25 protein-coding genes are annotated in these 23,217 nt (G+C 47.7%); 1 reads left to right on the plus strand and 24 read right to left on the minus strand.

The features are described 5' to 3' along the window. Positions 1–56: 56 nt before the first annotated feature. From lepB to rpsP, 5 genes are all read right to left on the minus strand, one after another. Positions 57–605 (minus strand): signal peptidase I, encoded by a 549-nt coding sequence (gene lepB, locus HMPREF9069_RS01510; protein ID WP_021625334.1) that lies wholly within the window; start codon positions 603–605, stop codon positions 57–59. 1 nt (position 606) lies between these two features. Then, a complete protein-coding gene (gene trmD, locus HMPREF9069_RS01515; RefSeq protein WP_035438107.1) occupies positions 607–1,314 on the minus strand; it encodes a tRNA (guanosine(37)-N1)-methyltransferase TrmD in 708 nt (235 codons plus the stop codon). A gap of 12 nt (positions 1,315–1,326) precedes the next feature. After that, a complete protein-coding gene (locus HMPREF9069_RS01520) occupies positions 1,327–1,662 on the minus strand; it encodes a ribosome maturation factor RimM (protein ID WP_232204020.1) in 336 nt (111 codons plus the stop codon). 177 nt (positions 1,663–1,839) lie between these two features. Next, on the minus strand, positions 1,840–2,157 hold the full coding sequence (locus HMPREF9069_RS01525) for a KH domain-containing protein (protein WP_021625337.1): 318 nt from the start codon (positions 2,155–2,157) through the stop codon (positions 1,840–1,842). A 3-nt stretch (positions 2,158–2,160) separates the two neighbouring features. Further along, the gene (rpsP, locus tag HMPREF9069_RS01530) at positions 2,161–2,478 is read right to left on the minus strand and encodes a 30S ribosomal protein S16 (protein ID WP_035098157.1); all 318 of its coding nucleotides are present in this window, start codon (positions 2,476–2,478) and stop codon (positions 2,161–2,163) included. Positions 2,479–2,748: 270 nt separating this feature from the next. On the opposite strand from rpsP, the gene dinB reads away from it, so the two are divergent. Then, positions 2,749–4,023, plus strand: coding sequence for a DNA polymerase IV (gene dinB / locus HMPREF9069_RS01535; RefSeq protein WP_156894134.1), 1,275 nt, complete (start codon positions 2,749–2,751; stop codon positions 4,021–4,023). A 9-nt stretch (positions 4,024–4,032) separates the two neighbouring features. Here the strand turns inward: dinB and rsfS are convergent, their stop codons facing one another. The 19 genes from rsfS to HMPREF9069_RS01630 form a co-directional block, all read right to left on the minus strand. Further along, a complete protein-coding gene (rsfS, locus tag HMPREF9069_RS01540; RefSeq protein ID WP_021625340.1) occupies positions 4,033–4,425 on the minus strand; it encodes a ribosome silencing factor in 393 nt (130 codons plus the stop codon). Between the two features lie 26 nt (positions 4,426–4,451). Then, on the minus strand, positions 4,452–5,087 hold the full coding sequence (yqeK, locus tag HMPREF9069_RS01545) for a bis(5'-nucleosyl)-tetraphosphatase (symmetrical) YqeK (protein ID WP_021625341.1): 636 nt from the start codon (positions 5,085–5,087) through the stop codon (positions 4,452–4,454). Next, entirely contained in the window at positions 5,084–5,818 is a 735-nt protein-coding gene (nadD, locus tag HMPREF9069_RS01550) for a nicotinate-nucleotide adenylyltransferase (protein ID WP_051317756.1), read from the minus strand. The genes yqeK and nadD overlap by 4 nt, the downstream gene beginning before the upstream one ends. Before the next feature lie 118 nt (positions 5,819–5,936). Beyond that, positions 5,937–7,076 carry a glutamate 5-kinase gene (gene proB / locus HMPREF9069_RS01555; RefSeq protein ID WP_232204021.1) on the minus strand — a complete coding sequence of 380 codons (1,140 nt, stop codon included), beginning with the start codon at positions 7,074–7,076 and terminating at the stop codon, positions 5,937–5,939. Then, on the minus strand, positions 7,051–8,421 hold the full coding sequence (gene obgE / locus HMPREF9069_RS01560) for a GTPase ObgE (RefSeq protein ID WP_035438116.1): 1,371 nt from the start codon (positions 8,419–8,421) through the stop codon (positions 7,051–7,053). Before obgE ends, proB begins: the two co-directional genes overlap by 26 nt. 117 nt (positions 8,422–8,538) lie before the next feature. Beyond that, positions 8,539–9,285, minus strand: a complete 747-nt coding sequence (locus HMPREF9069_RS01565; RefSeq protein ID WP_021625345.1) for an energy-coupling factor transporter transmembrane component T family protein — start codon at positions 9,283–9,285, stop codon at positions 8,539–8,541. After that, positions 9,286–11,103 (minus strand): ABC transporter ATP-binding protein, encoded by a 1,818-nt coding sequence (locus HMPREF9069_RS01570; protein ID WP_084170274.1) that lies wholly within the window; start codon positions 11,101–11,103, stop codon positions 9,286–9,288. It abuts the gene before it with no gap. 41 nt (positions 11,104–11,144) lie between these two features. Next, positions 11,145–11,714, minus strand: a complete 570-nt coding sequence (locus HMPREF9069_RS01575) for a tryptophan transporter (protein ID WP_035438041.1) — start codon at positions 11,712–11,714, stop codon at positions 11,145–11,147. A 368-nt stretch (positions 11,715–12,082) separates the two neighbouring features. Further along, entirely contained in the window at positions 12,083–12,334 is a 252-nt protein-coding gene (gene rpmA, locus HMPREF9069_RS01580) for a 50S ribosomal protein L27 (protein WP_021625348.1), read from the minus strand. A 46-nt stretch (positions 12,335–12,380) separates the two neighbouring features. After that, positions 12,381–12,689: a 50S ribosomal protein L21 gene (gene rplU / locus HMPREF9069_RS01585; RefSeq protein WP_035438120.1), complete on the minus strand. Its 309-nt coding sequence runs from the start codon at positions 12,687–12,689 to the stop codon at positions 12,381–12,383. Positions 12,690–12,900: 211 nt separating this feature from the next. Further along, a complete protein-coding gene (locus HMPREF9069_RS01590; RefSeq protein WP_021625351.1) occupies positions 12,901–13,890 on the minus strand; it encodes a hypothetical protein in 990 nt (329 codons plus the stop codon). Between the two features lie 86 nt (positions 13,891–13,976). Beyond that, positions 13,977–15,185, minus strand: coding sequence for an FtsW/RodA/SpoVE family cell cycle protein (locus HMPREF9069_RS01595; RefSeq protein ID WP_021625352.1), 1,209 nt, complete (start codon positions 15,183–15,185; stop codon positions 13,977–13,979). A gap of 1 nt (position 15,186) precedes the next feature. Beyond that, positions 15,187–17,217, minus strand: coding sequence for a penicillin-binding protein 2 (mrdA, locus tag HMPREF9069_RS01600; RefSeq protein WP_021625353.1), 2,031 nt, complete (start codon positions 17,215–17,217; stop codon positions 15,187–15,189). 8 nt (positions 17,218–17,225) lie between these two features. Continuing rightward, positions 17,226–17,801 carry a rod shape-determining protein MreD gene (gene mreD / locus HMPREF9069_RS01605; protein ID WP_021625354.1) on the minus strand — a complete coding sequence of 192 codons (576 nt, stop codon included), beginning with the start codon at positions 17,799–17,801 and terminating at the stop codon, positions 17,226–17,228. A 6-nt stretch (positions 17,802–17,807) separates the two neighbouring features. Continuing rightward, positions 17,808–18,827, minus strand: coding sequence for a rod shape-determining protein MreC (mreC, locus tag HMPREF9069_RS01610; RefSeq protein ID WP_021625355.1), 1,020 nt, complete (start codon positions 18,825–18,827; stop codon positions 17,808–17,810). Between the two features lie 11 nt (positions 18,828–18,838). Then, positions 18,839–19,891, minus strand: coding sequence for a rod shape-determining protein (locus HMPREF9069_RS01615; RefSeq protein WP_021625356.1), 1,053 nt, complete (start codon positions 19,889–19,891; stop codon positions 18,839–18,841). Positions 19,892–19,910: 19 nt separating this feature from the next. Next, positions 19,911–21,395 (minus strand): tetratricopeptide repeat protein, encoded by a 1,485-nt coding sequence (locus HMPREF9069_RS01620; RefSeq protein ID WP_021625357.1) that lies wholly within the window; start codon positions 21,393–21,395, stop codon positions 19,911–19,913. A gap of 64 nt (positions 21,396–21,459) precedes the next feature. Beyond that, the gene (locus HMPREF9069_RS01625; protein ID WP_021625358.1) at positions 21,460–22,002 is read right to left on the minus strand and encodes a peptidylprolyl isomerase; all 543 of its coding nucleotides are present in this window, start codon (positions 22,000–22,002) and stop codon (positions 21,460–21,462) included. 134 nt (positions 22,003–22,136) lie between these two features. Further along, positions 22,137–23,165 carry a zinc ribbon domain-containing protein gene (locus HMPREF9069_RS01630; protein WP_035438045.1) on the minus strand — a complete coding sequence of 343 codons (1,029 nt, stop codon included), beginning with the start codon at positions 23,163–23,165 and terminating at the stop codon, positions 22,137–22,139. Positions 23,166–23,217 lie beyond the last annotated feature (52 nt).

The following is a 23,217-nucleotide window of genomic DNA, read 5'->3' on the forward strand; positions in this document are numbered from 1 at the left end:
AAAACCATACCTTGATTTTCTTGTCACATCAGTTGCAGCTCATAAAAACTGCGTGTCTACTTTAAGGCACCCCAGCGGTTGAGCGGCCAATAAATCCATACCGCCTCAGAAGTGATGGAACTCATAGGGATGGGTCCAAAATAACGCGAGTCAAGAGAATCTGTACGATTGTCCCCCATAACCCAAACCTGTCCTTCAGGAACGGTAAGGGGATAACTAATTCCACCTGCAACCCAAGTATCGCTTAAAGGTAAAGTGGGAGTCCCCGAAGTATAGGGTTCATCAAGCTTTTTACCATCAACCCAAACTGCGTTATCCTTGATATCAACGGTTTGACCAGGACCCGCAATGATGCGTTTAATAAGCGTATCGCCTGTGCCTTTAATATCGTTAAAAGTTACGATTTGACCCACCTGAGGCTCATTTGTCCATAGGCTAACTTTCTCACCTATCAGGTGATCCCCTTGCTGGATTGTTTGAAGCATCGAACCTGACGGTACTTCATAAAACTCAACCACATAACGGCGTATCAGCAAACTGGCCCCAATAGCAATAACAAAGACCAACACCCATTGCAGCCAATTGGGAATACCACGTTTTTCCATACTACGCTCTCCCCTTCTGAAGCGCTAAAGAAGCGTCTTCTAGCAAATCGGGACGCCACTTTTGGGTACGTTCCAACGCACTTTGAGCTCGCCATTTTGCAATTTCTGCATGATTGCCTGAGAGCAAAACTTCAGGCACTTTTCTACCTTCAAAATCAGCGGGCCGAGTATATTGGGCATATTCCAACAAACCATCCGAGAAAGACTCATCCTTCGCGCTATTCTCATCACCTAAAACACCTGGTAATAAACGCACTACCGCATCACTCACGACCATAGCCGCAAGCTCCCCACCCGTAAGTACATAATCACCAAGGGAGATAATCTCATCTGCCAGTTCATAACAACGTTCGTCCATACCCTCATAACGACCACAAACAAACAACAGATGCTCTTTTTTGGCAAGGCGTTGTGCGCAAGACTCATCAAAACGCCTTCCGCAAGGTGAAAAGAAAACCACATATGGCAAAAACAAGCTACGGGATTTAAGATCACGCACTGCATCAAAGATGGGTTGAGGCTTCATAAGCATACCCTGGCCGCCACCAAAAGGTGCATCATCCACTGTGTGATGCCTATCATGCGTCCAATCACGCAGATTGTAAGCTTTAAAGCTCAAGATTCCTTTATCCTGTGCGCGGCCCATAATGGAGGCACTCATATAAGGTTCAAAGACTTCAGGAAAGACGGAAAGTGTTTCAATATGCACAGTCTCTCCTCCCTAAACGAGTCCATCAGGCAAATTAACACGAATAACGCCTTGAGCAGGCAACTCGTCAATGAACTCATCAATAGCAGGAATCAACACTTCTTTGTTGCCTTGACGCACAACCCAAACATCATTGGCAGGACCTACCATAATCTCAGAGATGCGTCCCAGTTCACCATACGTGCGGTCCATCACTTGACGACCCATCAGTTCATCCAAAGCAGGACCTAAATCCGCAGGCAACTCTTCTACAGGAGCTAAAAGAGAATGACCTACCAAGGCTTGAGCATCAGAAATACTTGTGACATCGGATAACGAAATCAGCTGACCTGAACCTGCGTTGGTCACATGATTTATCCGATGAAACCTATCTCGCTTGAGCACAGGTGGAACACAAGCCACATGCATACCGTCGTATAACAAGGGGGGAAGCCCAGCGACCGGAGCCGCTACGACCTCCCCACCTTTGCCATGTGTCTTTGTTATACCTGCGACCAAGCGCCAATGTTTGCGCGCCATGGACACCTAACCTACAACCTCTACCTCGACAGAAGTACCCACACGTGAACCAAGAGCACGAGCAAGCGTGCGAATGGCCTTAATCGTGCGACCACGACGACCAATGATACGGCCGGCATCTTCTTCGGCGCAGCTCACCTCAATAAGTGCGCTGCCCTCACGGTCGGTAACATCCAAAGAAACACTATCTTGATCGGCTACCAAACCGCACACGATATACTCCACGAGATCTGCAACCTTGTCCGAGGCGAGCTCCTCGTCGTCCTGAATCTCCTCGACTACGTCGATAGTCTCCTCAGTGACGTCGGCGAATTCGCCGGCCATGGCTTACTCCTCGTCCTGAGCTGCTGCTGCCTTGGCCTGAGCCTTCTTAGAAAGCTTGGCCTTCTTCTCGGGTGCGGGAGCACCAGTACGCACGATGTCCATCAGGTGAGAGACGGTAGAGCTGGGCTGAGCACCCTTAGCAACCCACTCATCAATCTTCTCAAGGTCAAGCTGAATGGTCTTAGGGGTGGTCAAAGGATTATAACGACCAACCTCCTCAATATAACGACCATCGCGAGGCATACGGCCATCAGCGACGACAACACGATAATAGGGACGCTTCTTGGCACCGTGACGGGCCAAACGAATCTTGACTGCCAATGAAAACTCCTTCAGACGAGCGACACCGTGGTAGTAGTAGTTGTGTCGCTTTGCCACACAAATGCTCTCCTACTATACGACTCTTAGCGTTTGGTGCAAGGTGCAGTTTTTGTATCTTAGAGACAAAATCCATGTAAAAGCAACTCTCAAACAGCTCTAAGAACAAATTTATCAATGTTTTTTTGAATTTTCAAACAAGCAAAACTTCAGCTTATTGCGCAGGCATCTAGAACAAATGAGCTGTCCTGCTACTTACCTATAATGACAACTATGGAGAATGCAAAAGATGACATAACGGTAATTTCTTGGTCAGGACGAGCAATCGGTTTACTTGATCTTGATGCTTTCTTTGCCTCGGTCGAGCAGCTTGATCACCCAGAGTGGCGAGGTAAACCCCTTATTGTTGGGGGTTCTTCAAAGCGTCGTGGCGTCGTTTCGACCGCTTCCTATGAAGCGCGTAAATTTGGCATTCATTCTGCTATGCCTAGTTTCCAGGCAGAACGTCTTTGCCCCCAAGCAATCTGGACTGAAGGTCATTTCTCGCGATATCGCGCGTTATCTGCAGCTGTCATGAATATTCTTGTTGATGAAACTCCCCTAGTAGAACAAGTTTCTATTGATGAAGCTTTTTTTGATATAACACCTGGTCGTTATGCCGCAGAAAATCCCATTGTTATTTGTCGGCGAATTCAAAATCGTGTGGAGAAGCTTGGAATTAGCTGCTCGATCGGGCTTGGCATTAATAAAACCATAGCCAAAATCGCTTCTGAGCGAGAAAAACCCCGTGGACTCACCATTGTGCCTCCAGGTACAGAAGCTCTCTTTTTGGCACCTCTGCCCGTACGTGCTATGAGTGGTATCGGAAGCGCAGCGGAAGCAAGACTGCAATCGCTACATATAAAAACTTTGGGGCAACTTGCCCAAGCAGATCCACAGCAACTCAGACGCATGATGGGAAGTTATGGACCTCGTCTCATAGAACGCGCAGCGGGCAAAGAACAAAGTATCGTCGCGGAACGGGCCATACATGAGGTTCCAAAGTCAGTTTCTTCTGAGCGTACGTTTGCCCATGATCTATGCGATAAAAAAGATATTCATGCCGCAGTTTTGCACGTAGCCGCGCTCACTGGTACACGCCTAAGAAAAAAGGGGCTTAAAGGTAGCGAACTAACCTTAAAGCTCAAGTTTGCCTTCAATAAAAGCCGTACTATTCAGCGTCAACTTGACAGGCCCACAGATGATGAGCACGAATTTGCCCATGTAGCACTCGAACTTCTCGAGCAGATTTGGCATGAAGGGAGCGCTGTACGTCTTGTAGGTGTGGGTATAAGCAATTTTGGAGCAAGCAAATCTCAACAGCTCAGTCTCTTTGAGACGGAACTTGATATGGAAGAGAGCCAACGCCTTGCCAAGAAAAAACATGACCTACGTCGCCTTGCTCTTACCACTGACGAACTAAAATCACGTTTTGGAAATTCAGTTATTGCTTATGGACACGATTTGCGCCTACATGGCGAGCTCGACGAAAAAGGTCGCTCTAGATAAGCCTGTAGCCTATTTGTTTTTATCGCTAGAATCTAGCTCTGCCTGACCCTCTAAACCAAAATTCACCCGCGGAGCATCTCCCCAAAGGCATTCAATACGGAAGTACTCACGTGCTTCAGGTCTAAAGACATGAATAACTACTGCACCATAATCCATCAAAGTCCAGCCAGAACCTGCTTTACCTTCAACAGATAAGGGAGCTTCCTGGCAATTCTTCTTTACCTTTTCCTCAATTGCCTCGAGCACTGCATCAGCTTGTGCCTTGCTAGAGGCTGTACAAATCAAGAAGTAGTCACACATATCGGTCTCATTTTCAAGATCGATAATGACAATATCCTGAGCTTTTTTATCATCTGCGGCGATTGCAGCAACGTGTACGAGTTCGAGGGGTGTAACTGCCATGTAGCTAACCTTTCTTGAGGACTTCCTTAGTGCTTAAGGACATAGCTGTTGTATAACTCTAGGGTACCCGGATAAAGGTAGTGTCTACCCTCCAACACGTAGACTACACCACCAATAAACGACTCCCAATAGAGCTCATCAAGTGAAACTTTTCCCACAAGCGAGCGCGTACGCTCGATTCCTGGACTTGCAGGACGCAAAGGCTCAATACCATCAGCAATAAATAGCACCATATCAAGAGGCGTCATATCCTGAGCTCCTGTGGTATGACGAGCAATAGCTTGCCATATTTCGGAAGGAAGTTCAGGAAACTTGGCAGGCAAATCGTGAGCTGCAGTTAAGCCATGCAAAAGATTTCCCACCAAGGAAAGCTCAACGCCCATATCAATATTGGCAGCCTGAGCATGCTGTAATTGCTCATCTAAGTTGAGAACCTTATCCCAATCATGCAATATACCCGCTGCTTGTGCAAGATATGGACTAACACCATAGATATGCGCCAAACGTCCTGCTTCAGCAGCTACAGAAAGTGAATGAGCATACCTCTTGGGTTTGATAGCAGCCATATGCTCACGCAAGGCAGCGCGTAGCTTTGCAAGCTCTGCGATTTGTTCAGCATCAAGACCTTCATTGATTTTGTGGCAAACTTGAATTTCACTCATGCAGACACTTCCCCTGTAACCCCATCATGTACACGAGTTTTTTCCAGTCCCATCACCGATCCATAACTCAAAGAATGTGCTCCATACAGCTCATGTTTGTGAATATAGCCAGTAACAGTATCCGGCGTAAGATACCGTAGACTCTGACCTTCTTCAACACGCTTACGCAGATAACTTGAGGAAATTGCCAATGCTGGTACTTCAAGGTAGGTTACTCGGAAGTCATAAGGAGACTCTTCGATTGCAGCTTGTGCATGCCTCAAGTCATAACCTGGACGAGTAGCACCTACTAGATGAGCCAGATCTGCAATGCTTCCCGCATCTCTCCAACGCACTATATCGGCAATAGCATCTGCTCCCGTAATAAAGAAAAGCTCAACGTTGTTTGGATAAATTGATCTCAGCAAACGAAGAGTTTCAGCTGTATAAGTCACACCCTCACGGTCTACCTCAAAGCGGCTCGCCATAAAATGTGGGTTATCTGAGGTGGCAAGCAGAGTCATAGCATAGCGGTCTTCACCCGAAGAAACGTGAACATGCTGTTTGAACGCGGGAGAACCTGCAGGCATAAAGACTACGACATCAAGATTGAGCGCATCAAAAGCGGTCTCAGCACAAACAAGGTGTCCATGATGAATGGGGTCAAAAGTGCCACCCATAATACCAAGACGATACTGCTTTTTTGGATCGGTACCCAAAAGTGGTAAGTCGCCACAAGCAGGTGTGCGCATACGCAATTTTTGACTCGCGATATGCGCAGGACTCAGGACACCACTACCGTCATCAGGCTCTCGCAAAGGCATTTCGAGGGTTCTCCTCTCCGCTCATTGAGTCTAGCTATCCCTCTTGCTAAAAAACAAGCAATTCATCTCGGTGAATTGCAGGGGTAGATGCCTTTTCAGGCAAGAAACGTCCAATAATCTCAAGGCGTAAACCTTGTACGCGGGTCATATCTTCACTGCTATAACGGCTCACGCCGCGACCGATAAGACTGCCATCGGGACCAAGCACACTCAAAACATCACCTTCGGCATAGCTCCCTTCACTTTGGGTAATGCCAACAGGAAGAATTGACCCACCTTGTTCGAGTACAGCTTTGCAGGCCCCCTCATCTAGAGTAATTTGCCCGCGAGCAGGTTCAGCAAGCCCAATCCATAGCTTGCGTGAATCCTCATGGTTTGCAGTGGCAGATTCAAAACGCGTACCAATTTCCTTGCCCAATACTGCACTAAGCAAAATATGTGGCATACGTCCTCGACACACAAGCGTGGGAATGCCTGCCGCCATCGCAGCACGAGCAGCTCGAAGTTTGGTTGCCATGCCACCCGTACCAATAGAGCCGCCCGAACCTGACGCCATTGCACTGATGCGAGCATCAATATGGCTCACATGATGGATAAGCGTCGCTTCAGGGTGTGTCGAAGGATCGGCAGTATATAGCCCATTCACATCAGACAAAATGATGTACAAATCTGCTGGCACCAAGGTGGCTACGATGGCGCCCAGCGTGTCATTGTCACCAAAGGTAAATTCAGCTACAGATACCGTATCGTTTTCATTAACAACGGGCACCGCACCAAGCTCAATAAGGCTACGCAGAGTTGTGCGTGCGTTGAGATAGCCTACTCTGTCCATCATATCTCGCCGGGTAAGCAACACCTGGCCACAAGCAATGCCATGCTCTTCCAAAACCTCACCGTAAGCCTCAGTAAGAGCAACCTGCCCAGCAGCAGCACACGCTTGCAGCAAAGCTATATCTTTGGGTCGTCTTTCAAAGCCCAGCTTATCAAGACCTGCGGCAACAGCGCCTGAGGAAACAAGAATAACGTTGATACCTTGATGTTCAAGCTCAGCTATTTGGTCACAAAGCTGACGCACAAAAGAGGTGTCGATACGAAAATTTTTATCTACAAGCGTTGACGAACCAAGCTTGACAACAATAGTTCCACCCGCAGGTATGACATTAGGCATCGGCAAAATCCTCGTCATGTACGTCCTCTAAGAACTCTTCCTCAGAGGCAGACCCAGCATTGCGGGCACCCTCATAATCAAAGGCAAAACCCAAAATGCGTACCTCATCACCTTCCTGAACCCCCGCCTTTTCTAGACGGTCAAACAAGCCAATACGCTGCATGCGATGCTGCATAAACGAAACAGCCTCTTCGTTTTCCCAGTCGGTCTGCACAATCATGCGTTCAACAGAGTCACCTGTAATACGCCAGACATGGCGTTCTTCGCGCGTGATGTGGATAGCTGCTTCACGACGGCGACGTTCTTCTTCTAGACGTGCATTAAGCTCTTCGGCAGACTCCCCCACCTTAATAGCAGATCTAAGACTTGCAACACGTGTCGCACAGGCAGCAACGAGGGAGTTTAATCCTTCACCTGTAGCTGCTGACACAGCAAAGAAAGGCTTGCCATCGGCTGTGGCTGCCGCCCTTAGGCGAGCGATAGCGTCTTCGGTACCAGGTAGGTCACATTTGTTGGCAACAACAATCTGAGGGCGACAGACAAGCTCCTCAGCATATGCAGCAAGCTCTGCATTAATGGCCTTGTAGTCCTCAACAGGGTCGCGTCCCTCAAAACCACCTGTAGCATCAACCACATGAAGCAATAAGGCTGTTCGTTCAATATGACGAAGGAATTCATGACCCAAACCCCTGCCTTCAGCAGCGCCCTCAATAAGGCCGGGAACATCCGCAACGACAAAAGATGACCCGTCTTGCGCGCGTGCTACCCCCAGATTAGGAACAAGTGTTGTAAAGGGGTAGTCAGCAATTTTGGGACGAGCGGCTGAGATGCGCGCAATAATAGAACTCTTCCCTACTGATGGCATGCCAACCAGGGCTGCATCGGCTAAAAGCTTCATCTCAAGCTCAATCCAATGCTCCCGTGCAGGTACACCTTTTTCTGCAAAGGCAGGCGCACGACGTACAGAGCTTACAAAATGAATATTGCCACAACCGCCGTGACCACCAGGACCTACAATGACACGCTCCCCAGGAGCAACAAGATCAGCAATCTCAAAACATGGCTCCATAGTCTCGGCATCAAGCTCTCGTACCACCGTTCCTAACGGTACATGCAGTTCAAGATCACTGCCATCCTTACCATGGCGGCGTGCTCCCTGACCATGAGTACCGCGTTCTGCTTTGAAATGATGCTTGAAACGATAATCAATCAAAGATGAGATACGGGGATCAGAGACAAGCACCACATCTCCACCACGACCGCCATCTCCTCCATCAGGTCCACCCTTAGGTACGTGCGCCTCGCGACGGAATGACATGCAGCCAGCACCACCATCTCCGCCCTTAACGCAGATTCTCGACATATCAGTGAAGCTCACGCCCAAAGTCTCCTCCTTGATTGCTGCTTCTATGGTAACAAACCCAGCATGCCCAAGGGACACCATGCCTATACCTAGCTGGGCTAAGGTAAAAATTCATCCTTACAAAATGATGGAAGCAGCCACAATTAAAATACCTACAGCAAATACAACAATGTCAGCTGCTCCAAAAGGATAGCGCTTGTAGGAAGAGGAACGAGTACGCAAATAAAAGCCTCTTTCCTCTGCTGCAAGTGCCGTATCATCAGCTTTGGCAACCGAAGAAATCAACAGCGGTGCTGCAAGCGGCAGCATCAGACGTAGACGTCTAAAAATGCCACCTTCATCAAAAGAGACACCACGGGCAGTCTGAGCTTCAACGATTTTGTTCATCTCATCCGCAAAAATCGGCACAAAACGAAGAGCAGTGGTAATGGTAAAGGCGTAACGATACGGAACATGCAGCACTTCAACCGCAGCATTTGCAAGGTCAGTAAGCCGAGTCAGAGTGAGCATTTGTACCAGGGGGATGGCAAAAGCTACTAGGCGCAAAGCAACTAATACACCTGTGGAAAGACCTCGGTCTGTCACAAACAAAAAAATAGCCGTACCATCTCGAATAATAAGCACCTGAACCAAGCACATGACCAAGCCCAAACCCAAAAGACCAGAGAGTAGGCTTAGAGTCTCTCTGCCAATACCCGCATAGAGGCCTATGAGGACTTCCACACCAATGATGCCCATCAATACAAATGGATGAGGCGCTAAAAAAACAGCCACACAAATGCAAAGCGCCAATAAAACCTTGGAAAGAGGATTAGCTCGATGAAGCAGAGTTGTACCTTCAGAGTATTTCAGAAGACCTGCCATCTATCTCACCAGACCTTCCGTAATAGTCACAATATCGCTTACCTCAGAGAGACTTTCATAGGCAATATAGCCATCTGCTGCCAACTTGCTAGAAAGACCAAGAATCTGCGGCGGTGCCACAGAAGCTTGCTTCATAAGCTCAGAATTCTCAAAAAGTTCAACTGGATTGCCGTCAGCACGATTAAAGCCATCAGACATGACAATAATACGACTTGCAAAGTCATAGACAACTTCCATGTCATGACACACCATCACAATGGCACAGCCCTGCTCACGCGCCTCTTTGACCGCTCTCATGACTACCATACACTCTTGATAATCAAGACCACTAGTAGGCTCATCCAAAATGAGTAACTGTGGGCGCGTTACGATTACACTGGCAAGAGCCACAATCTGCCGCTGACCACGTGAAAGCGAAAACGGAGCTACATCAGCTGGCAAGGAAAAACGTTTAATCGTTTGTGCTGCTCGAGAATGGGCTATTTGTGTATCAACGCCTAGTAATTCCAAGGAAAAAGCCACCTCATCGAGGACAGTTTCTTTGCAAATCTGATGATCGGGATCTTGAAAAAGCGTCGAGACATGACGTGCAATCTGGCTCGTACGAGCTACGGATGTATCCAAACCACAGATGCTCACCCTACCTGCAGAGGGCTTGAGAAGACCATTCATGAGTTTGGTAAGGGTAGTTTTACCTGCACCATTTTGACCAATAATGGCAAGCAGCTCACCAGGATGCACCTTAAAATCAATATCTCGCACCGAAGCAGCATGAGGACCATAGGAAAAACTTACATGGTCAAAGGACAAAACTGCCTGTTGCTTGGCCTTGGTGTCAAGTTCGCGTTGTACTACAAACGCATCTTCGCTCCTTCTGGGCTCAAAATCAGCCATGCGAGGAGCTTTATTATCAGCGATTAAATTCTTAATACCAGTAAATGCAGCATCCGTAGTCAAAAAAGAACAGCTTTCATCAAGCAAATGCTTTGCATGCAGCTTGTTTGAAACACGGGTAACGCGTGGAGAATCAACACCAATGAATTTGAGTTCTTGACGGTGAGTCAAGACGTCTGCGGGGCTACCATCAAGGGCAACAGTTCCTTCGGAAAGTACGAGCATACGCTGACAATATTCAGCAAGCAGAGCAACTTTTTGCTCCACCACTACCACAGTAATTCCTTGAGTTTGATTGAGTAGACGAAGCGTATCAAATACCTGACGTGATGAAAGAGGATCTAGCGCTGCCGTAGGCTCGTCCAAAACCAATACACGAGGTTGCAAAGCCAAAATTGCCGCAATTGCAACCTTTTGCTTTTGTCCCCCAGAAAGAGTCGCAATATCACGACGAAGCAAATCGGAGACGCCTACTGCTTCAAGCGCCTCAGATACGCGCTGCATTATTTGCTCATGATCAACACCAAAGTTTTCAAGACCATAAAGCAACTCATCTTCTACGTTTGCAGAAACCATCTGTGCATCAATGTCCTGCAAGACGCTACCAACAATCTGAGAGACATCTGTAAGCTCGACTTCGCAGGTATCAATGCCCGCTACCAAACAAGCACCTCTGAACTCACCTTTAAAATGATGAGGTACCGCACCCGATAGCACCGAAGTAAGGGTGGTTTTACCCGCTCCAGAAGGACCAATGATACCTACGAAGTCACCTTCATTGATGTCAACACTTACATCATGTAACGCATAGGGGCGCAAATGTAGGGAGTTATTTTTTTGTGTTGTATCTTCAAAAGCAAAAGATACGTGAGACAACTGAATAACTGGTATGGCAGTCGAATCGCATGCCGTACATACTGACACTACAAACCCCTTTCAAAGGATGACAGCATCCTTGATACAAACTAACGAGAGATAACCTTACGCAAAGCGGGGTAAAGACCACCTACTACCAAGCCATTGCCCACCGCAGTACCCAGCACAACAATTAATAGGGGCAGCATGGAGGCAAAGGCACCTTTAAGCACGATGACGGTTGCAATACAAGCAAAAATAAGACCAGAAACCAAAGTAGTTACAAAACCCAATATAAAAGGAAGATATACAGGTGTCTTGTCATCTGCAAATTTATTGACTAACAAAAAGGCTACAGCTGCACCAGGAATATCCGCAACATATTCAACACCAGGAATAGAAGTAGTAATTTGAATGACGGTAGCTGCGAGAATGCCAAAGATTATGGCTTGAGGCAGGGTCGGCTTAAGCAGCAGGATAGCCAAGCAATATGCAGCAATACAAAACTCGGGCTTGATACCTGTAATAGCGAGCATGCCGCCCACTGTTGCATTGAGAATAAAGCCTGCAGCGAGAAGGATAGCTACGAGAACTAAAGAACCAACATCGAGTTTGCCCGACTGTGCATGAGTACTTTTGATGGTGCGGACTTTAGCGGCAGTAGACTTCGAATTTTCCATGAGAGTTTCTCCTAACATAAGCTTTGATAGTCAAATTTAGATTGAACGACACAAAAAAACGGCTCCCGGTCAACCCGGAAGTCGTCTGCACAAGTCATGTGGCAGCAAGCGACCTAGAGTCGACCAAACGAAGACCAGCTACGCCACCACCAGTTCATGTCCTTAGAAGTGCTTATCTGAGTCATCATGGTCAAACTCCTTTCTTCACTCGATTTCATGTTGCTGGGACTATATCAAAGACCAAGCTTAGATTGAGTCTCATTTCACATACGTTTATGACTTGAAACAAAGTGTTCAAGCAATACAGCCAAACACATAGACAAAACCCCACCGCAATAGCGATGGGGTTTGATCATACAACTTGCACTCTACTCAGCAGGCACAACGTTAACGACGTGCTTGGCACCCTTAACAAACTGCACGGTGCCATCCTGCAGTGCAAACAGCGTGTCATCCTTGCCACGACCAACGCCTGTACCAGGAGTAATGTGCGTGCCACGCTGACGAACAATAATCTGACCAGTCTTAATTGTCTGACCACCAAAAATCTTGGTACCAAGACGCTGAGCGTTGGAATCGCGACCATTGCGCGAAGACGCTTGGCCCTTTTTATGTGCCATAGTACTACCTGCCTTACTCGAAAAAACTAATGGGAATAGCGCGAGCCTACGCGGGGATAGAAGTAATCTGCAGGCGCGTAAGCTGCTGCCTGTGACCCTTGGTACGGTGATAACGCTTGCGCTTGTGGAGCTTGAAGACAATAACCTTCTTGCCCTTATGCTGATCGACCACTTCAGCGGTAACCTTTTTACCCTCGAGCTCAGCAGGAGCGACAACGGTTTTTGCGTCGTCAGCAAGCATCAGGACGTCGAGGCTGACCTTGTCGCCAGGCTGCGCGTTGAGCTTTTCGACGTCAATGACGTCGCCCTCGGCAACCTTATACTGCTTGCCACCAGTCGTAACGATTGCGTACATGTGAGAACCCTTCGATGCTGGAATAGTGCAACAGCTATCCATAATACAGGCGTCGACCTGCATCGTCAACGGAAAAACCGTCAGAGACACAGCGGACGCCTTTAGTTAGGATATACAGCTTGGCCAATTGGAGCAAGCTCTTTATCGCATCCACAAGACTAACACCAAATATAGCCTATTTGCCCCAAGATATTGCGATTTGACGTCCGATTTAGCGATAGCTTATATAGCCAGTAGTGCCAGATGTATGCGCAGCGGCATCACTGCTGGAGAGTACCGAGGCTATACGCTTGACAGCAGTACGGCTCTGCTGAGCCTCTTTGACTGCGGCACGTTGCGTAAGTAGCTTGTCTTTAAGCATAGCTGCAGCACGAGCAAGGCTTCCATCATTTTGAGCTTCCAAAAGCTGAGCTGTCGCCATGGTACCTGCAAATCCCATGGCTCCTCTCCCCAACCAATTGCCTATAGGCAAAATATTGCTCATCGAACGAGCAATCTGGCGCCAACTTAGCCCGCAAGCCAAAACCAAAGCTGTATCTATCAAAAAAGAAGGCGATAAAGAACGGCCAGATGCAGCAGCGATGCTTAAGGCTAATTTGATCTGGTTGACGGTCATGATGGGGAAATCTGAGCCATGGATAATATCCACAGCGCCAACCGCGGCATTTTGAGCAGCGCAAAGCAGGATCAGCGAATCAATGAGTGTCTGTCTACAAAAACTATAAGATGCAGCAAAGGCCACGGCTTTATCGCTAGCCTCTACCATCCACTGAGCTAAGGGCTTTGCAAGGTCGGCAATGTTGGAAACTGCAATAGGTGTCAGTAAGTCTTTGAAGCTTTCGTCCAAATTGTCAAAAGACGGCAAATCCAGACTACTTTCCGCAATCAAAGCGCAGGGAACCCCAGCTTCTGCCAAACGCTTTGCTTCTTTGGCGACAAGAGCAAGTTGACTCCCCACAACAAAAATAGCAAGGTCAGGCACCAGCGTGCCGCCCACACCATATTCAAGTTCTTTGATGCTTAATTCAGCACTTGACTGCTCGGCACTGAGCAGTCGTTTGAGTTCAAGTGCCACCTCACGAGGAGCAGACATATCGATTATTACCAAAGTATGTGTAGGTGCACAGCGCTGCTCATCAGAGCTTTTGCTCTCATTTAAAAGCTCAAGCACGCGCGATAGCGAAAAAGCTTTCTTTGCCATGCCAGTTTCTCCTCTACCCTGTTTTTCTTTTCCATTTTAACGTCAAGAAAAACAGGTGCCATGATAGATGCGTCTTATTTATTTACCTATGCAGCTTTTGGTCGATGGTGCCAAATAGATTGAATAATGCCTGCAGCGGATAGCTGTACAACCATCGAAGATGAACCAAAACTAATAAACGGCAAAGGAATGCCAGTAATAGGCATAACTCCGATGCACATACCCACATTTTGCAAGAGCTGAAAAGTCCACATTGTGGCAATACCTGCAAGCAACAATTTTGCATAAGGCGATTCAAAACGACGCGCAAGCCAAATCGTAGAAAATATTGCCCAACCAAAGAGAGCTAAAAGCAAAGTTGCCCCCATAAAACCAAACTCTTCAGCCAAAAGAGCAAAAACAAAGTCAGTATGTGCCTCAGGCAAAAAGCCCGACCAAGCCTGACTCGCATTGCCGATACCTTTGCCAAATAGGCCACCCGAACCAACTGCGATTTTTGCCTGTAGCAGGTTATAGCCATCGCCAGCAGGATCTACCGAAGGATCAACAAAGACAAGCAGACGTTTGAGCTGATAAGCCTTAAGCAGTTTGAGAGCGCGCGGAACATTGTCAGCCAATGAGAGACCAACAACCAATGCAGCAACAGCCACCACCAAACCAATGGTAATGAGCACCCAACTCTTCTTGGCGCCAGACATAATGATGATGGAGGCACCTACAACAAAAACAATGAGGCCCGTACCAAGGTCCTGAATAATCAAAATGGCAAAAATAGCAGCAAGTACACCGCAAATCTTAAAATAGTCCCGCAGAGTATCAATCTTGCCATTGTATTCTGCACCAAGACCTGCCATCAAAAAAATTGTGAGCACTTTGACAATTTCTGAAGGCTGGAAACGCAAACCTACCAAGGGTATTTTGACCCAGCCTGTCATACCCTTGGCAGAAATGCCAAAGCCGGGGACATTGGGTAACAAAATCAGTCCAACGATGATGACAAAAAGCACAATCGAAGATGACTGCATCACGCGATAGTCACTACGCCAAATGGCAAGCGCCAACGCAAAACCCATCATGATACCTAGCAGATGTCGAGGAAAAGAGACATCAGCGATAGTACGAGAAGCAGACCAGATGATTATGGTGCCGTAGCATACTAACAGTAATACAGGCACAAGTCCGCCTAGATAGAAGCTACTCAAAGGCCCTGCAAGGCGACCTTTTTTTGTAGATGAGATACTTTGCTTGTCAAAAAGTGAGCGGACATGCTCAAAAAAAGAAGATTTATCTGCCATGTTATCTATCCCCCTCTACTTCTTGCTCAGATGTATCGGGTTGACCATAGATAGCACCAAGTACGTCACGAACAACATAAAGAGCCGAAGCGCTACCAAAACCTGCATATTCCAAGCATGATGCAACAACATACTTGGGCTTATCTGCAGGAACATAGGAAATAAACCAACCATGAGGCTGATCATGGCCAGACTCTGCAGTACCAGTTTTGCCCGCAACACGCACAGACATATTGGTGAAATGGGATGCCTGAGCTTCAGATTCATCATAGACAACACCTTTGAGTGCCCTATGTATCAAATCAAAGTTCGTATCGCTTTCCTTGACCTTTTTGGGATCTTTTGCTTTGTAATCGATAACTGATCCGGAACCCTCACGCGACATAACACTTTTAAGCACATGTGGAGTAAACCAGTATCCACCATTCGCCAGACCAGCATAAACACAACTCATCTGCAACGGTGTTACCAACAGGTCGCCCTGACCTATAGCAAGGTTGGTATTGTCGCCTCCTTGCCAGCTACGCGCATTGTCATCCGCTGAGCTAAAGTAGTTCCATTTCCATTTTGCATCAGGTACACGTCCCACGGATTCGCTAGGCAAATCAATACCTGTCGCTTTGCCTAAGCCCCAAGAACGATATTTATCTTGCAAAGCTTCGGGGGTCTTGGAATAAAAGATTGCTTTGCCAATCTCATAAAAAACGACGTCACAGGAAAAAACTATGCCCGTCTCAATGGACATAATGCCATGACCGTCATGGTTCCAGCAGTACTGACCATAATCTTTGCCAAAACCAGTCCAATAGCCTGTGCAATTATAGGTAGAGCTTTGAGTTGCAAGTTGATTGTCCAGCGCTGCCAAGGCAGAGAGCGGTTTAATGGTGGAGGCAGAAGGATACTGACCAGTTACGGCGCGATTGAGTAGAGGATTGTCACTTTCTTCCTTACCAAGTTCTTCCCAGTCGGAAGCAGAGATACCGCCGACAAAAATATTGGGTGAAAATGTTGGCTCACTTGCCATAGCAATAATCTCACCATTAGTGACATCCATGCAGACGACACAGCCTGCAATACGATCTTCGTTTTCAGGCTTTGAAAGCTTTTTTATAATCTTTTGTAAAGCCTCTTCAGCAGCCTTTTGGACATCGATATCCAAAGTCAGCATCACGTCAGAGCCAGGCTGGGGATCAACGGTGCTGACATGATCAAGCACCTTGCCATCTGCGTTGACGTACACGGTTTTTTCACCGCGAATACCTTGCAAGACAGTCTCATACTGATACTCAACACCAGCCTGACCTACCGTATCTCCCGACTGATAGTCAGCATTACCACCTGTACTTTTTTCTTTGGCATTTTTGAGCTGCTCAGCAGATATGGTGCCCGTATAGCCAACAACATGAGCGGCAAGACTGCCATGGGGATAAAGACGTACCGTACGCTGTTCAACCGTGACATCATGAAAAAGATACGGACGCTCTTCAATATAAGCCACAGTATGGCGAGAAACGTCAGAAGCAACGGTGCGCATGCTTTGTGCGCCATCGGTCGTATCTTGAATTTTGCGACGCACTGCATGCCAAGGCATACCAATAAGGTTGCCAAGAAGCTGGCACTCTAGCTGATCGTCTGCAACTACCGACGAAGCAGTAACTGTCAAAGAAGACCTATTGGTAACGAGCTCATTGCCATTGCGATCCAAAATGCGTCCACGCGGAGCTGGGGTCGAAATGGTACGGGTGCGATTGGATTCAGCCTGCTGACTATAAGTATTGGTAGAGAGGAGTTGCATGGACCAAAGCTTGACCCAAAGTGCAGCAATTACTGTGCCCGAAAAAATACCTAGCCCACCCAAACGCTCACGAAAACCAGTATCTGATGAGTTGCCAGCACCACCTGTTGCGCGAGGTGCTGCACCACCGATATCAAAGGTAAAGCGTGATTCCCCTCGCCCAAATATCAAAAAAATGACAATAAGGGCAAGAGCGATGAGCAAGCAGATGACTACAATGACCGCGGTCATACTCATAGCTTTGCCTACAGCTTTCCTAGGTCGTAATGACCACCACCACGGCGTTTGCCTGCAAGTCCAGCTTTACGCGCTGTTTTCATGGCAGAATTACCAGACCCCAAATTTAAGAAATGAGCAAAAATAGCAAAAACTATTAGTGTCAGCAAAAAAGTCGGCAGCGTTCTCAACACTATGGCATCAACAAAAGACTTGGAAACACCAATAAAAAGCATGGTTAAGTGATATACCAAGGTGGCCACCAACGAGCTAGCAGCAAAAGCAGTGGTACTTTCAGCAGGTTCATCAGACAGCCTATTACGCTCTTCGGATCCTAGGGCATAACTCATCACGGTAAGCAAGAAAGCCATCAAACCAAAGGGTCCTGTGGTAGATAGGTCATAAAACACGCCGGCAGCAAAACTAACAAGCACACCAGCTCCACCACCAACAGATAAAGAGACAATTCCAGCAAATACCATGGCAATATTTGCGCGTCCATCTCCGATACCAATATTGGGAGCCAAGGCCAGCTGAAGCAAAATGCAAATCAGCGCCAAAACACCAAAGGAGCGGCGATTTTTATTTTTGTCACGTATTTGCATGGCTGCCTACTCCCCTCCCGAGGATGAGTTGTCAGAACCATCAGAGCTGTCGCTACTACCCGAAGCAGAACTGTCACTACCGGAACTGTTGTTGACACCTTTTACTTGCTTTGAATCTTGTTTATCGGCAGCTGCAATTTCTTCTTCTGTAGCTTCTTGTCCTTCGGTAAGCGAGGTAACCACCAATACTTCTTCAAAATTCTCCGTAGAAGAAAGGGTAGAAACCTGGATATCTAGATAAAGCGCTCCTGTTGTACGATTGACGTTATACACGCGCCCTAGAGGTAGACCTTTGGGGAAAACACCGCCCAATCCACTGGTAACTACCATATCTCCTACTTCAACTTTTTGATCAGTACCAATCAAAGTGAGATGTAGGGTGCCATCGGCAGAACCATTAAGCATGCCTTGAACACGAGTACCTTGAAGCATTGCTGCCACACTAGAGCCCTCATCAGTAAGCAGGCGCACGGTCGAAGACGTAGGACCACAAGCGATAGTCTGGCCAATAATACCTGCAGCATCAGTAACAGGCATACCTACTGCAAGACCCGCAAGCGTACCTTTATCAATGGTAACTGTAGAACTCCAAGAGTCAGTAGAACCAGCAATAATACGCGCTGCCGTAGACTTGAGATTGTAGGAATCCTGTAAGTCCAAGAGCTTCTGTAGACGTTTTGCCGTTTGCTGAGCTTCTTCAAGCTCAGCGTTACGAGCGGTCAACTTTTCGTTGCGAGTCTTGAGCTCAGAGAGTGTTTCCTGACTCGAAGTAAGGTTGGCAAAGATATTTCCCAAACCTTGAAAAGGTGCCGTAACGGCAGCACCCAATACCTTCACAGGAGTCGTAATCACCTGAAAGCCACCACGGATACTATTGAGAGGACCTTTTCCTGCTTCGCGATTTCCTAAAGTAAAAAATACCACGGAAAGCACAACGCACACGACTGCAACTCGCAAGCCATTATTAACACTGCGCTTACGCAGTTGAGCAGGCGTACCAAGTCCGCCGAGTGAATGACGAGGCATGTTATAGCCTCCTACTGACCCGCACTCTGTACGAAGCCACCCGTCAATGCATTGGCCTCAAGGACCTTGGCACAGCCGTTAACGACGTTTTCGAGTGCAGTAGGACTCACGTTGACGGGCACACCGGTCTCATCACGCAAACGTTGATCAAGACCGCGCAGCAAACCACCGCCACCAGTCAGGAGGATTCCGTAATACATCAGGTCACTCGCAAGGTCAGGAGGAGTTATATCCAAAGCATCCTTAACTGCCTTGGTAACATCGTCCAAGGGCTTGTCAAGAGCGCGTCGAATTTCCTCGCTTTCAATGCGTACAGCCTTGGGTAGACCGCTCATAACATCACGGCCATTGACCTCAACATCCAATTCCTCTGCCAAGGGTGCAGCAGAGCCAACCTTAATCTTGATGTCCTCTGCCGTACGCTCACCAATGGAAAGATTGTATGCATCACGTACGTGCTCAAGGATAACCTGGTCAAACTCATCACCAGCAGTACGAATCGACTGAGATACAACGATGCCACCCATAGCAATAACAGCAACCTCAGTAGTGCCGCCACCAATATCAACAACCATGGATCCCGTTGGATCTTCAATGGGTAAATCAGCACCAATAGCGGCAGCCATAGGCTCTTCGATTAAATATGCCTGACGAGCACCAGCCTGGATAGTGGCCTCAAAAACAGCGCGCTTCTCGACGGAAGTTACACCGGAAGGCACACAGACAACAACACGGGGACGAGGTGACCAAGGGTACTGCCTAGATTGAGAACCGCGAGCTTTCTCGATGAAATAACGAAGCATAACTTCAGTTACATCAAAGTCAGCAATAACGCCGTCCTTGAGTGGGCGCTCAGCAATGATAGAACCAGGAGTACGACCAATCATGCGCTTTGCATCAGCGCCGACTGCCAGCACTCTATCCTCACTTTTATCGATAGCGACAACGGAGGGCTCATTAATTACGATACCTTGACCGCGAACAGCAACCAACGTATTTGCTGTTCCAAGGTCAATTGCAAGATCACCGCTATACTCTCCGAAGAGTGTATCGAGAATCGACATCTTCCCTGCCTTCTACCTGCTAGTTCTGGGACGTCTGGGTGTTTGAATCGGTACTTTGAGTGTTGTTTTGAGCGTTCTGCTCGGAAGTATTTTGAGTGTCGGTGGCAGTGTTGCTTTGGGTGGCAGCATTATCGGTAGACTGAGTTGTACTTGTATCAGTCTTATCCGCATTATCAGACTGCGAAGTATCAGTCTCAAGTTTAGCATCGCTACCGCCAGTTGAAGGAGATTGCAATTCTATCTTGGCAACCTTCCAACCAATACCTTCACGAACAAGGGTTGCAGTATATGCCAGCGAACCACCATCTTGCAGTTTGACATCAACAAGCACTTTGGAAGTACTCATGGACTGTTCTTGAGTAACAGCTGTGACCGACTTCACACCTGCAGGAAGATTTTGGTCAAGCTGCTTGCGAGCATCGTCGGTCAGCTTGGGAGACACAAGACCAGAGTAGTCAGCACCTTCATTTGCCTTCTCAAAAAGGCTGGTAGTGACATCAGCCTGCATAGGCCAGCCATAGCCTTTCCAATACGCAAAGGCAGCTGCGCCCAAAAGAAGTACCAAAATGAAGAAGATAATAAAGAAGACTTTAAGGCCACCATGCTTGTGCTTGCGACGAATCTTTTTATCTTGCTTTACAACTTCTTCTTCATCAAGAGAAAAGAATCCCGTATCCTCAGGCGAAGGAATAAATTCACCAGACTTGCCCAATGGATCAAGCGGATCAACGCCTGCGCTCACACTTTGAGAGCCATATCCCGCAGCAGCCAAAAGTGCATCTGTCTCAGAAGGACCATTACCTGTCTGGGCACTTAATGCGCGCTGTGCGGCATCTGCGGAGATGCGCTCCTCGGGTGTTAGCTGATAGCGACCATCAGTGGTAGCGCGACCAAAAGCATCGGCAGCTTCGGACATACGATTTGCCGCTACATAGGCAAGACCCATAGAGGCGTAAATCTTATTTTGATTGTCGTCAGCAGTCGCAAAATCAAGGGCAGTACGATATGCCTCGATAGCATCTGCCGCACGACCTAACTTCATAAAGCAAGAGCCTAGCTTGGTCAGGGCTGAAGAAGGCTTGGGGTTGGACTCGTCAATTGCGGCATTGCGATAAGCAACGCCACCATCGCGCGCATCGCCCACCTGCAGATAGGCGTCACCCAAAGCCATATAAGCCTTGTAAGGTGTAGCATAACTGCCATCTTTAGTCGCCATTGTCAAAGAAGCAATAGCTTCCTGAGGACGACCTGCGGCAAGCAAGGCGCGGCCGCGATTGCAGGCGAGTGCGCCCGCGTGACCATAGTTGGAGTCACGAAGGGCATCGGCATAAGAAACTGCAGCCTCGTCATAGCGAGCAAGACGCATGTAGCAGTTACCAAGAAGGTGGTCAATCTGACCAGACACCTCACCAGGACCTTTTGCCTGAGCAAATAGCTCTGCTGCAACACCAAAGTTTGCCTGTTTGTATGCTTCGTTTCCCGCTTCAAACGCTTGTGTATTCACTCTGGGACGCTCCTATCATTCTTGAGCCTAGTTCAGCCAACCACGCTCAGGCACTTACTTAGGCTTACGCATGCTCAATGCGAATTGAATTAATAATATCGCCTGCACGCAGAGATTGCTCAATCTCAAGACCCTCAATTGTCTGGCCAAAGACAGTGTAACCAGAGTCTAGCCCATGCTGAGCGCCTAGGCAGAAATAGAATTGAGAACCTGCTGAATCAGGCGACTGAGAACGCGCCATAGCAAGAGCGCCATCATCATGGGAATTGCGAGGATTGGTCGTAAATTCCTGTTTGATACGATAGCCAGGACCACCTGTACCAGGCATGCCATCAGGGCCAATCTTGCCTGCAGCAACATCAGCAGCAGACATATCGCGCGTATTGGGACAACCGCCTTGGATAACAAAACCAGGAACATAGCGGTGGAACTTTAGACCATCATAAAAACCAGCCGAAGCCAACTCGCAAAAGTTTGCTACATGAATAGGCGCGCCCGCACCATCAAGACGCACGCGAATTGCACCCTTATTAGTATCGATCGTAGCAATCTCATCGCCTACGACCTTATATTCAGGCTCATAGAGCGGATCAGAGAAGAAACCCATGTGTCTGCTCACCTCTCACTACGGCATGTTGCCAGCAGCATTAAACATATCTGTACGAGTTTACCAGCGCAAGCCGCGTTTCACATATTCGGCAGACGCCAAGTTATAGTTAAGAATAAACCATAAGCTCAGATTTACTGAGCAGGTTTTGTTGGCTTCCAGGCAGAATAATTCGAATCAAAGTGTGAGCGGAAGGTATTCTTGCCACTTGAGTCGGTATGCTCATTAATTGCAGCAAAGACCTCATCATCTCTACCCTCTGCATTGTCAAGTTCGGCAGACTTCTTCCAACATTTACGGAGATCATCAGACCAGTTACGCAACCACGAACCTAAAGTTTTAAAGTTAGATACATCCTGAGCATAGGTACCAGTTGTGATATCAATCTCGTCTAATGATTTGATGGTATTATCCAGATGAATGGCAAGCTCCTCTTGGCTATCATGACCTGCTTTACGTTCGTCAGCACTGCCCATCGTGCCCTTTTCTTTTAGCAGGGTTTCGCTTTTTTCGAGCTCCTCTTCATAGCTTTTGTACTGCTTGTAAACTGCCATGAGCTTTTGGTACGTCAGTTCATCGGCAGAAAGCACTGTTTTTTCTGCATCAGAGCCAGATGCCTTATCTTGACTTAACGCATTTTTTTTGCCAGGAAATCCCGCCATAGACGTATCCGCAGGTACCTTTGCTTTGGTGGCAAAAGCCTCAGCATTCCAAGGATGAGTGATATAAAGTACCGTACCACCCACCACAAGCAATGACGCTAGAGCTGCTACCAACGCTACACGAGCACGTGGGAAATTATCATGTTTATTTAAAGGGTCGTAAGCCTCAGGATTTGCAGGAACCGCGCTTTCGATACGCGGCATTGCATGGGTCTCCCCTTCCTCCAAACTCTTTTCCTCACGGGCTTTCCGTTCTTCTTCGGCTTTTTTTAAAATCTCTTTGTTAGCTGTAGATATATTGCTCTGCAGATGAAGATTGACAGGTACAGGGGTACCGCACGCAGAACACCGGTCAGCACCTAAAGGAACCAGCGCACCACAATTGGCACACCACCTTTGCTCAAGACGAGGAAGTCGCGTGGTCATGCCCAAGTCGCCATGACAAGCAGGACAACGCAATACATCATCAGAAATATGCGAACCGCAATGTGGACAAATCACAGACCTCCTCCTTTCTCATTCATAGATGCGCAATCCTAACATAGACCAGACT

The sequence above is a fragment of the Atopobium sp. oral taxon 810 str. F0209 genome (assembly GCF_000466405.1).
In the GTDB taxonomy this organism is placed as follows: Bacteria; Actinomycetota; Coriobacteriia; order Coriobacteriales; family Atopobiaceae; genus Olegusella.

What these genes read in the sequence shown, in the direction of transcription:
- mreD (WP_021625354.1), bottom strand. Translation starts at nt 17,801, where the DNA reads ATGCAAATACGTGACAAAAATAAAAATCGCCGCTCCTTTGGTGTTTTG.
- dinB (WP_156894134.1), top strand. Translation starts at nt 2,749, where the DNA reads ATGGAGAATGCAAAAGATGACATAACGGTAATTTCTTGGTCAGGACGA.
- HMPREF9069_RS01625 (WP_021625358.1), bottom strand. Translation starts at nt 22,002, where the DNA reads ATGGGTTTCTTCTCTGATCCGCTCTATGAGCCTGAATATAAGGTCGTA.
- HMPREF9069_RS01565 (WP_021625345.1), bottom strand. Translation starts at nt 9,285, where the DNA reads ATGGCAGGTCTTCTGAAATACTCTGAAGGTACAACTCTGCTTCATCGA.
- rplU (WP_035438120.1), bottom strand. Translation starts at nt 12,689, where the DNA reads ATGTACGCAATCGTTACGACTGGTGGCAAGCAGTATAAGGTTGCCGAG.
- HMPREF9069_RS01525 (WP_021625337.1), bottom strand. Translation starts at nt 2,157, where the DNA reads ATGGCCGGCGAATTCGCCGACGTCACTGAGGAGACTATCGACGTAGTC.
- HMPREF9069_RS01615 (WP_021625356.1), bottom strand. Translation starts at nt 19,891, where the DNA reads ATGTCGATTCTCGATACACTCTTCGGAGAGTATAGCGGTGATCTTGCA.
- obgE (WP_035438116.1), bottom strand. Translation starts at nt 8,421, where the DNA reads ATGTCGAGAATCTGCGTTAAGGGCGGAGATGGTGGTGCTGGCTGCATG.
- HMPREF9069_RS01575 (WP_035438041.1), bottom strand. Translation starts at nt 11,714, where the DNA reads ATGGAAAATTCGAAGTCTACTGCCGCTAAAGTCCGCACCATCAAAAGT.
- HMPREF9069_RS01590 (WP_021625351.1), bottom strand. Translation starts at nt 13,890, where the DNA reads ATGGCAAAGAAAGCTTTTTCGCTATCGCGCGTGCTTGAGCTTTTAAAT.
- rpmA (WP_021625348.1), bottom strand. Translation starts at nt 12,334, where the DNA reads ATGGCACATAAAAAGGGCCAAGCGTCTTCGCGCAATGGTCGCGATTCC.
- nadD (WP_051317756.1), bottom strand. Translation starts at nt 5,818, where the DNA reads ATGCGCACACCTGCTTGTGGCGACTTACCACTTTTGGGTACCGATCCA.
- proB (WP_232204021.1), bottom strand. Translation starts at nt 7,076, where the DNA reads ATGACGAGGATTTTGCCGATGCCTAATGTCATACCTGCGGGTGGAACT.
- mreC (WP_021625355.1), bottom strand. Translation starts at nt 18,827, where the DNA reads ATGCCTCGTCATTCACTCGGCGGACTTGGTACGCCTGCTCAACTGCGT.
- lepB (WP_021625334.1), bottom strand. Translation starts at nt 605, where the DNA reads ATGGAAAAACGTGGTATTCCCAATTGGCTGCAATGGGTGTTGGTCTTT.
- mrdA (WP_021625353.1), bottom strand. Translation starts at nt 17,217, where the DNA reads ATGAGTATGACCGCGGTCATTGTAGTCATCTGCTTGCTCATCGCTCTT.
- yqeK (WP_021625341.1), bottom strand. Translation starts at nt 5,087, where the DNA reads ATGAGTGAAATTCAAGTTTGCCACAAAATCAATGAAGGTCTTGATGCT.
- rsfS (WP_021625340.1), bottom strand. Translation starts at nt 4,425, where the DNA reads ATGGCAGTTACACCCCTCGAACTCGTACACGTTGCTGCAATCGCCGCA.
- HMPREF9069_RS01595 (WP_021625352.1), bottom strand. Translation starts at nt 15,185, where the DNA reads ATGGCAGATAAATCTTCTTTTTTTGAGCATGTCCGCTCACTTTTTGAC.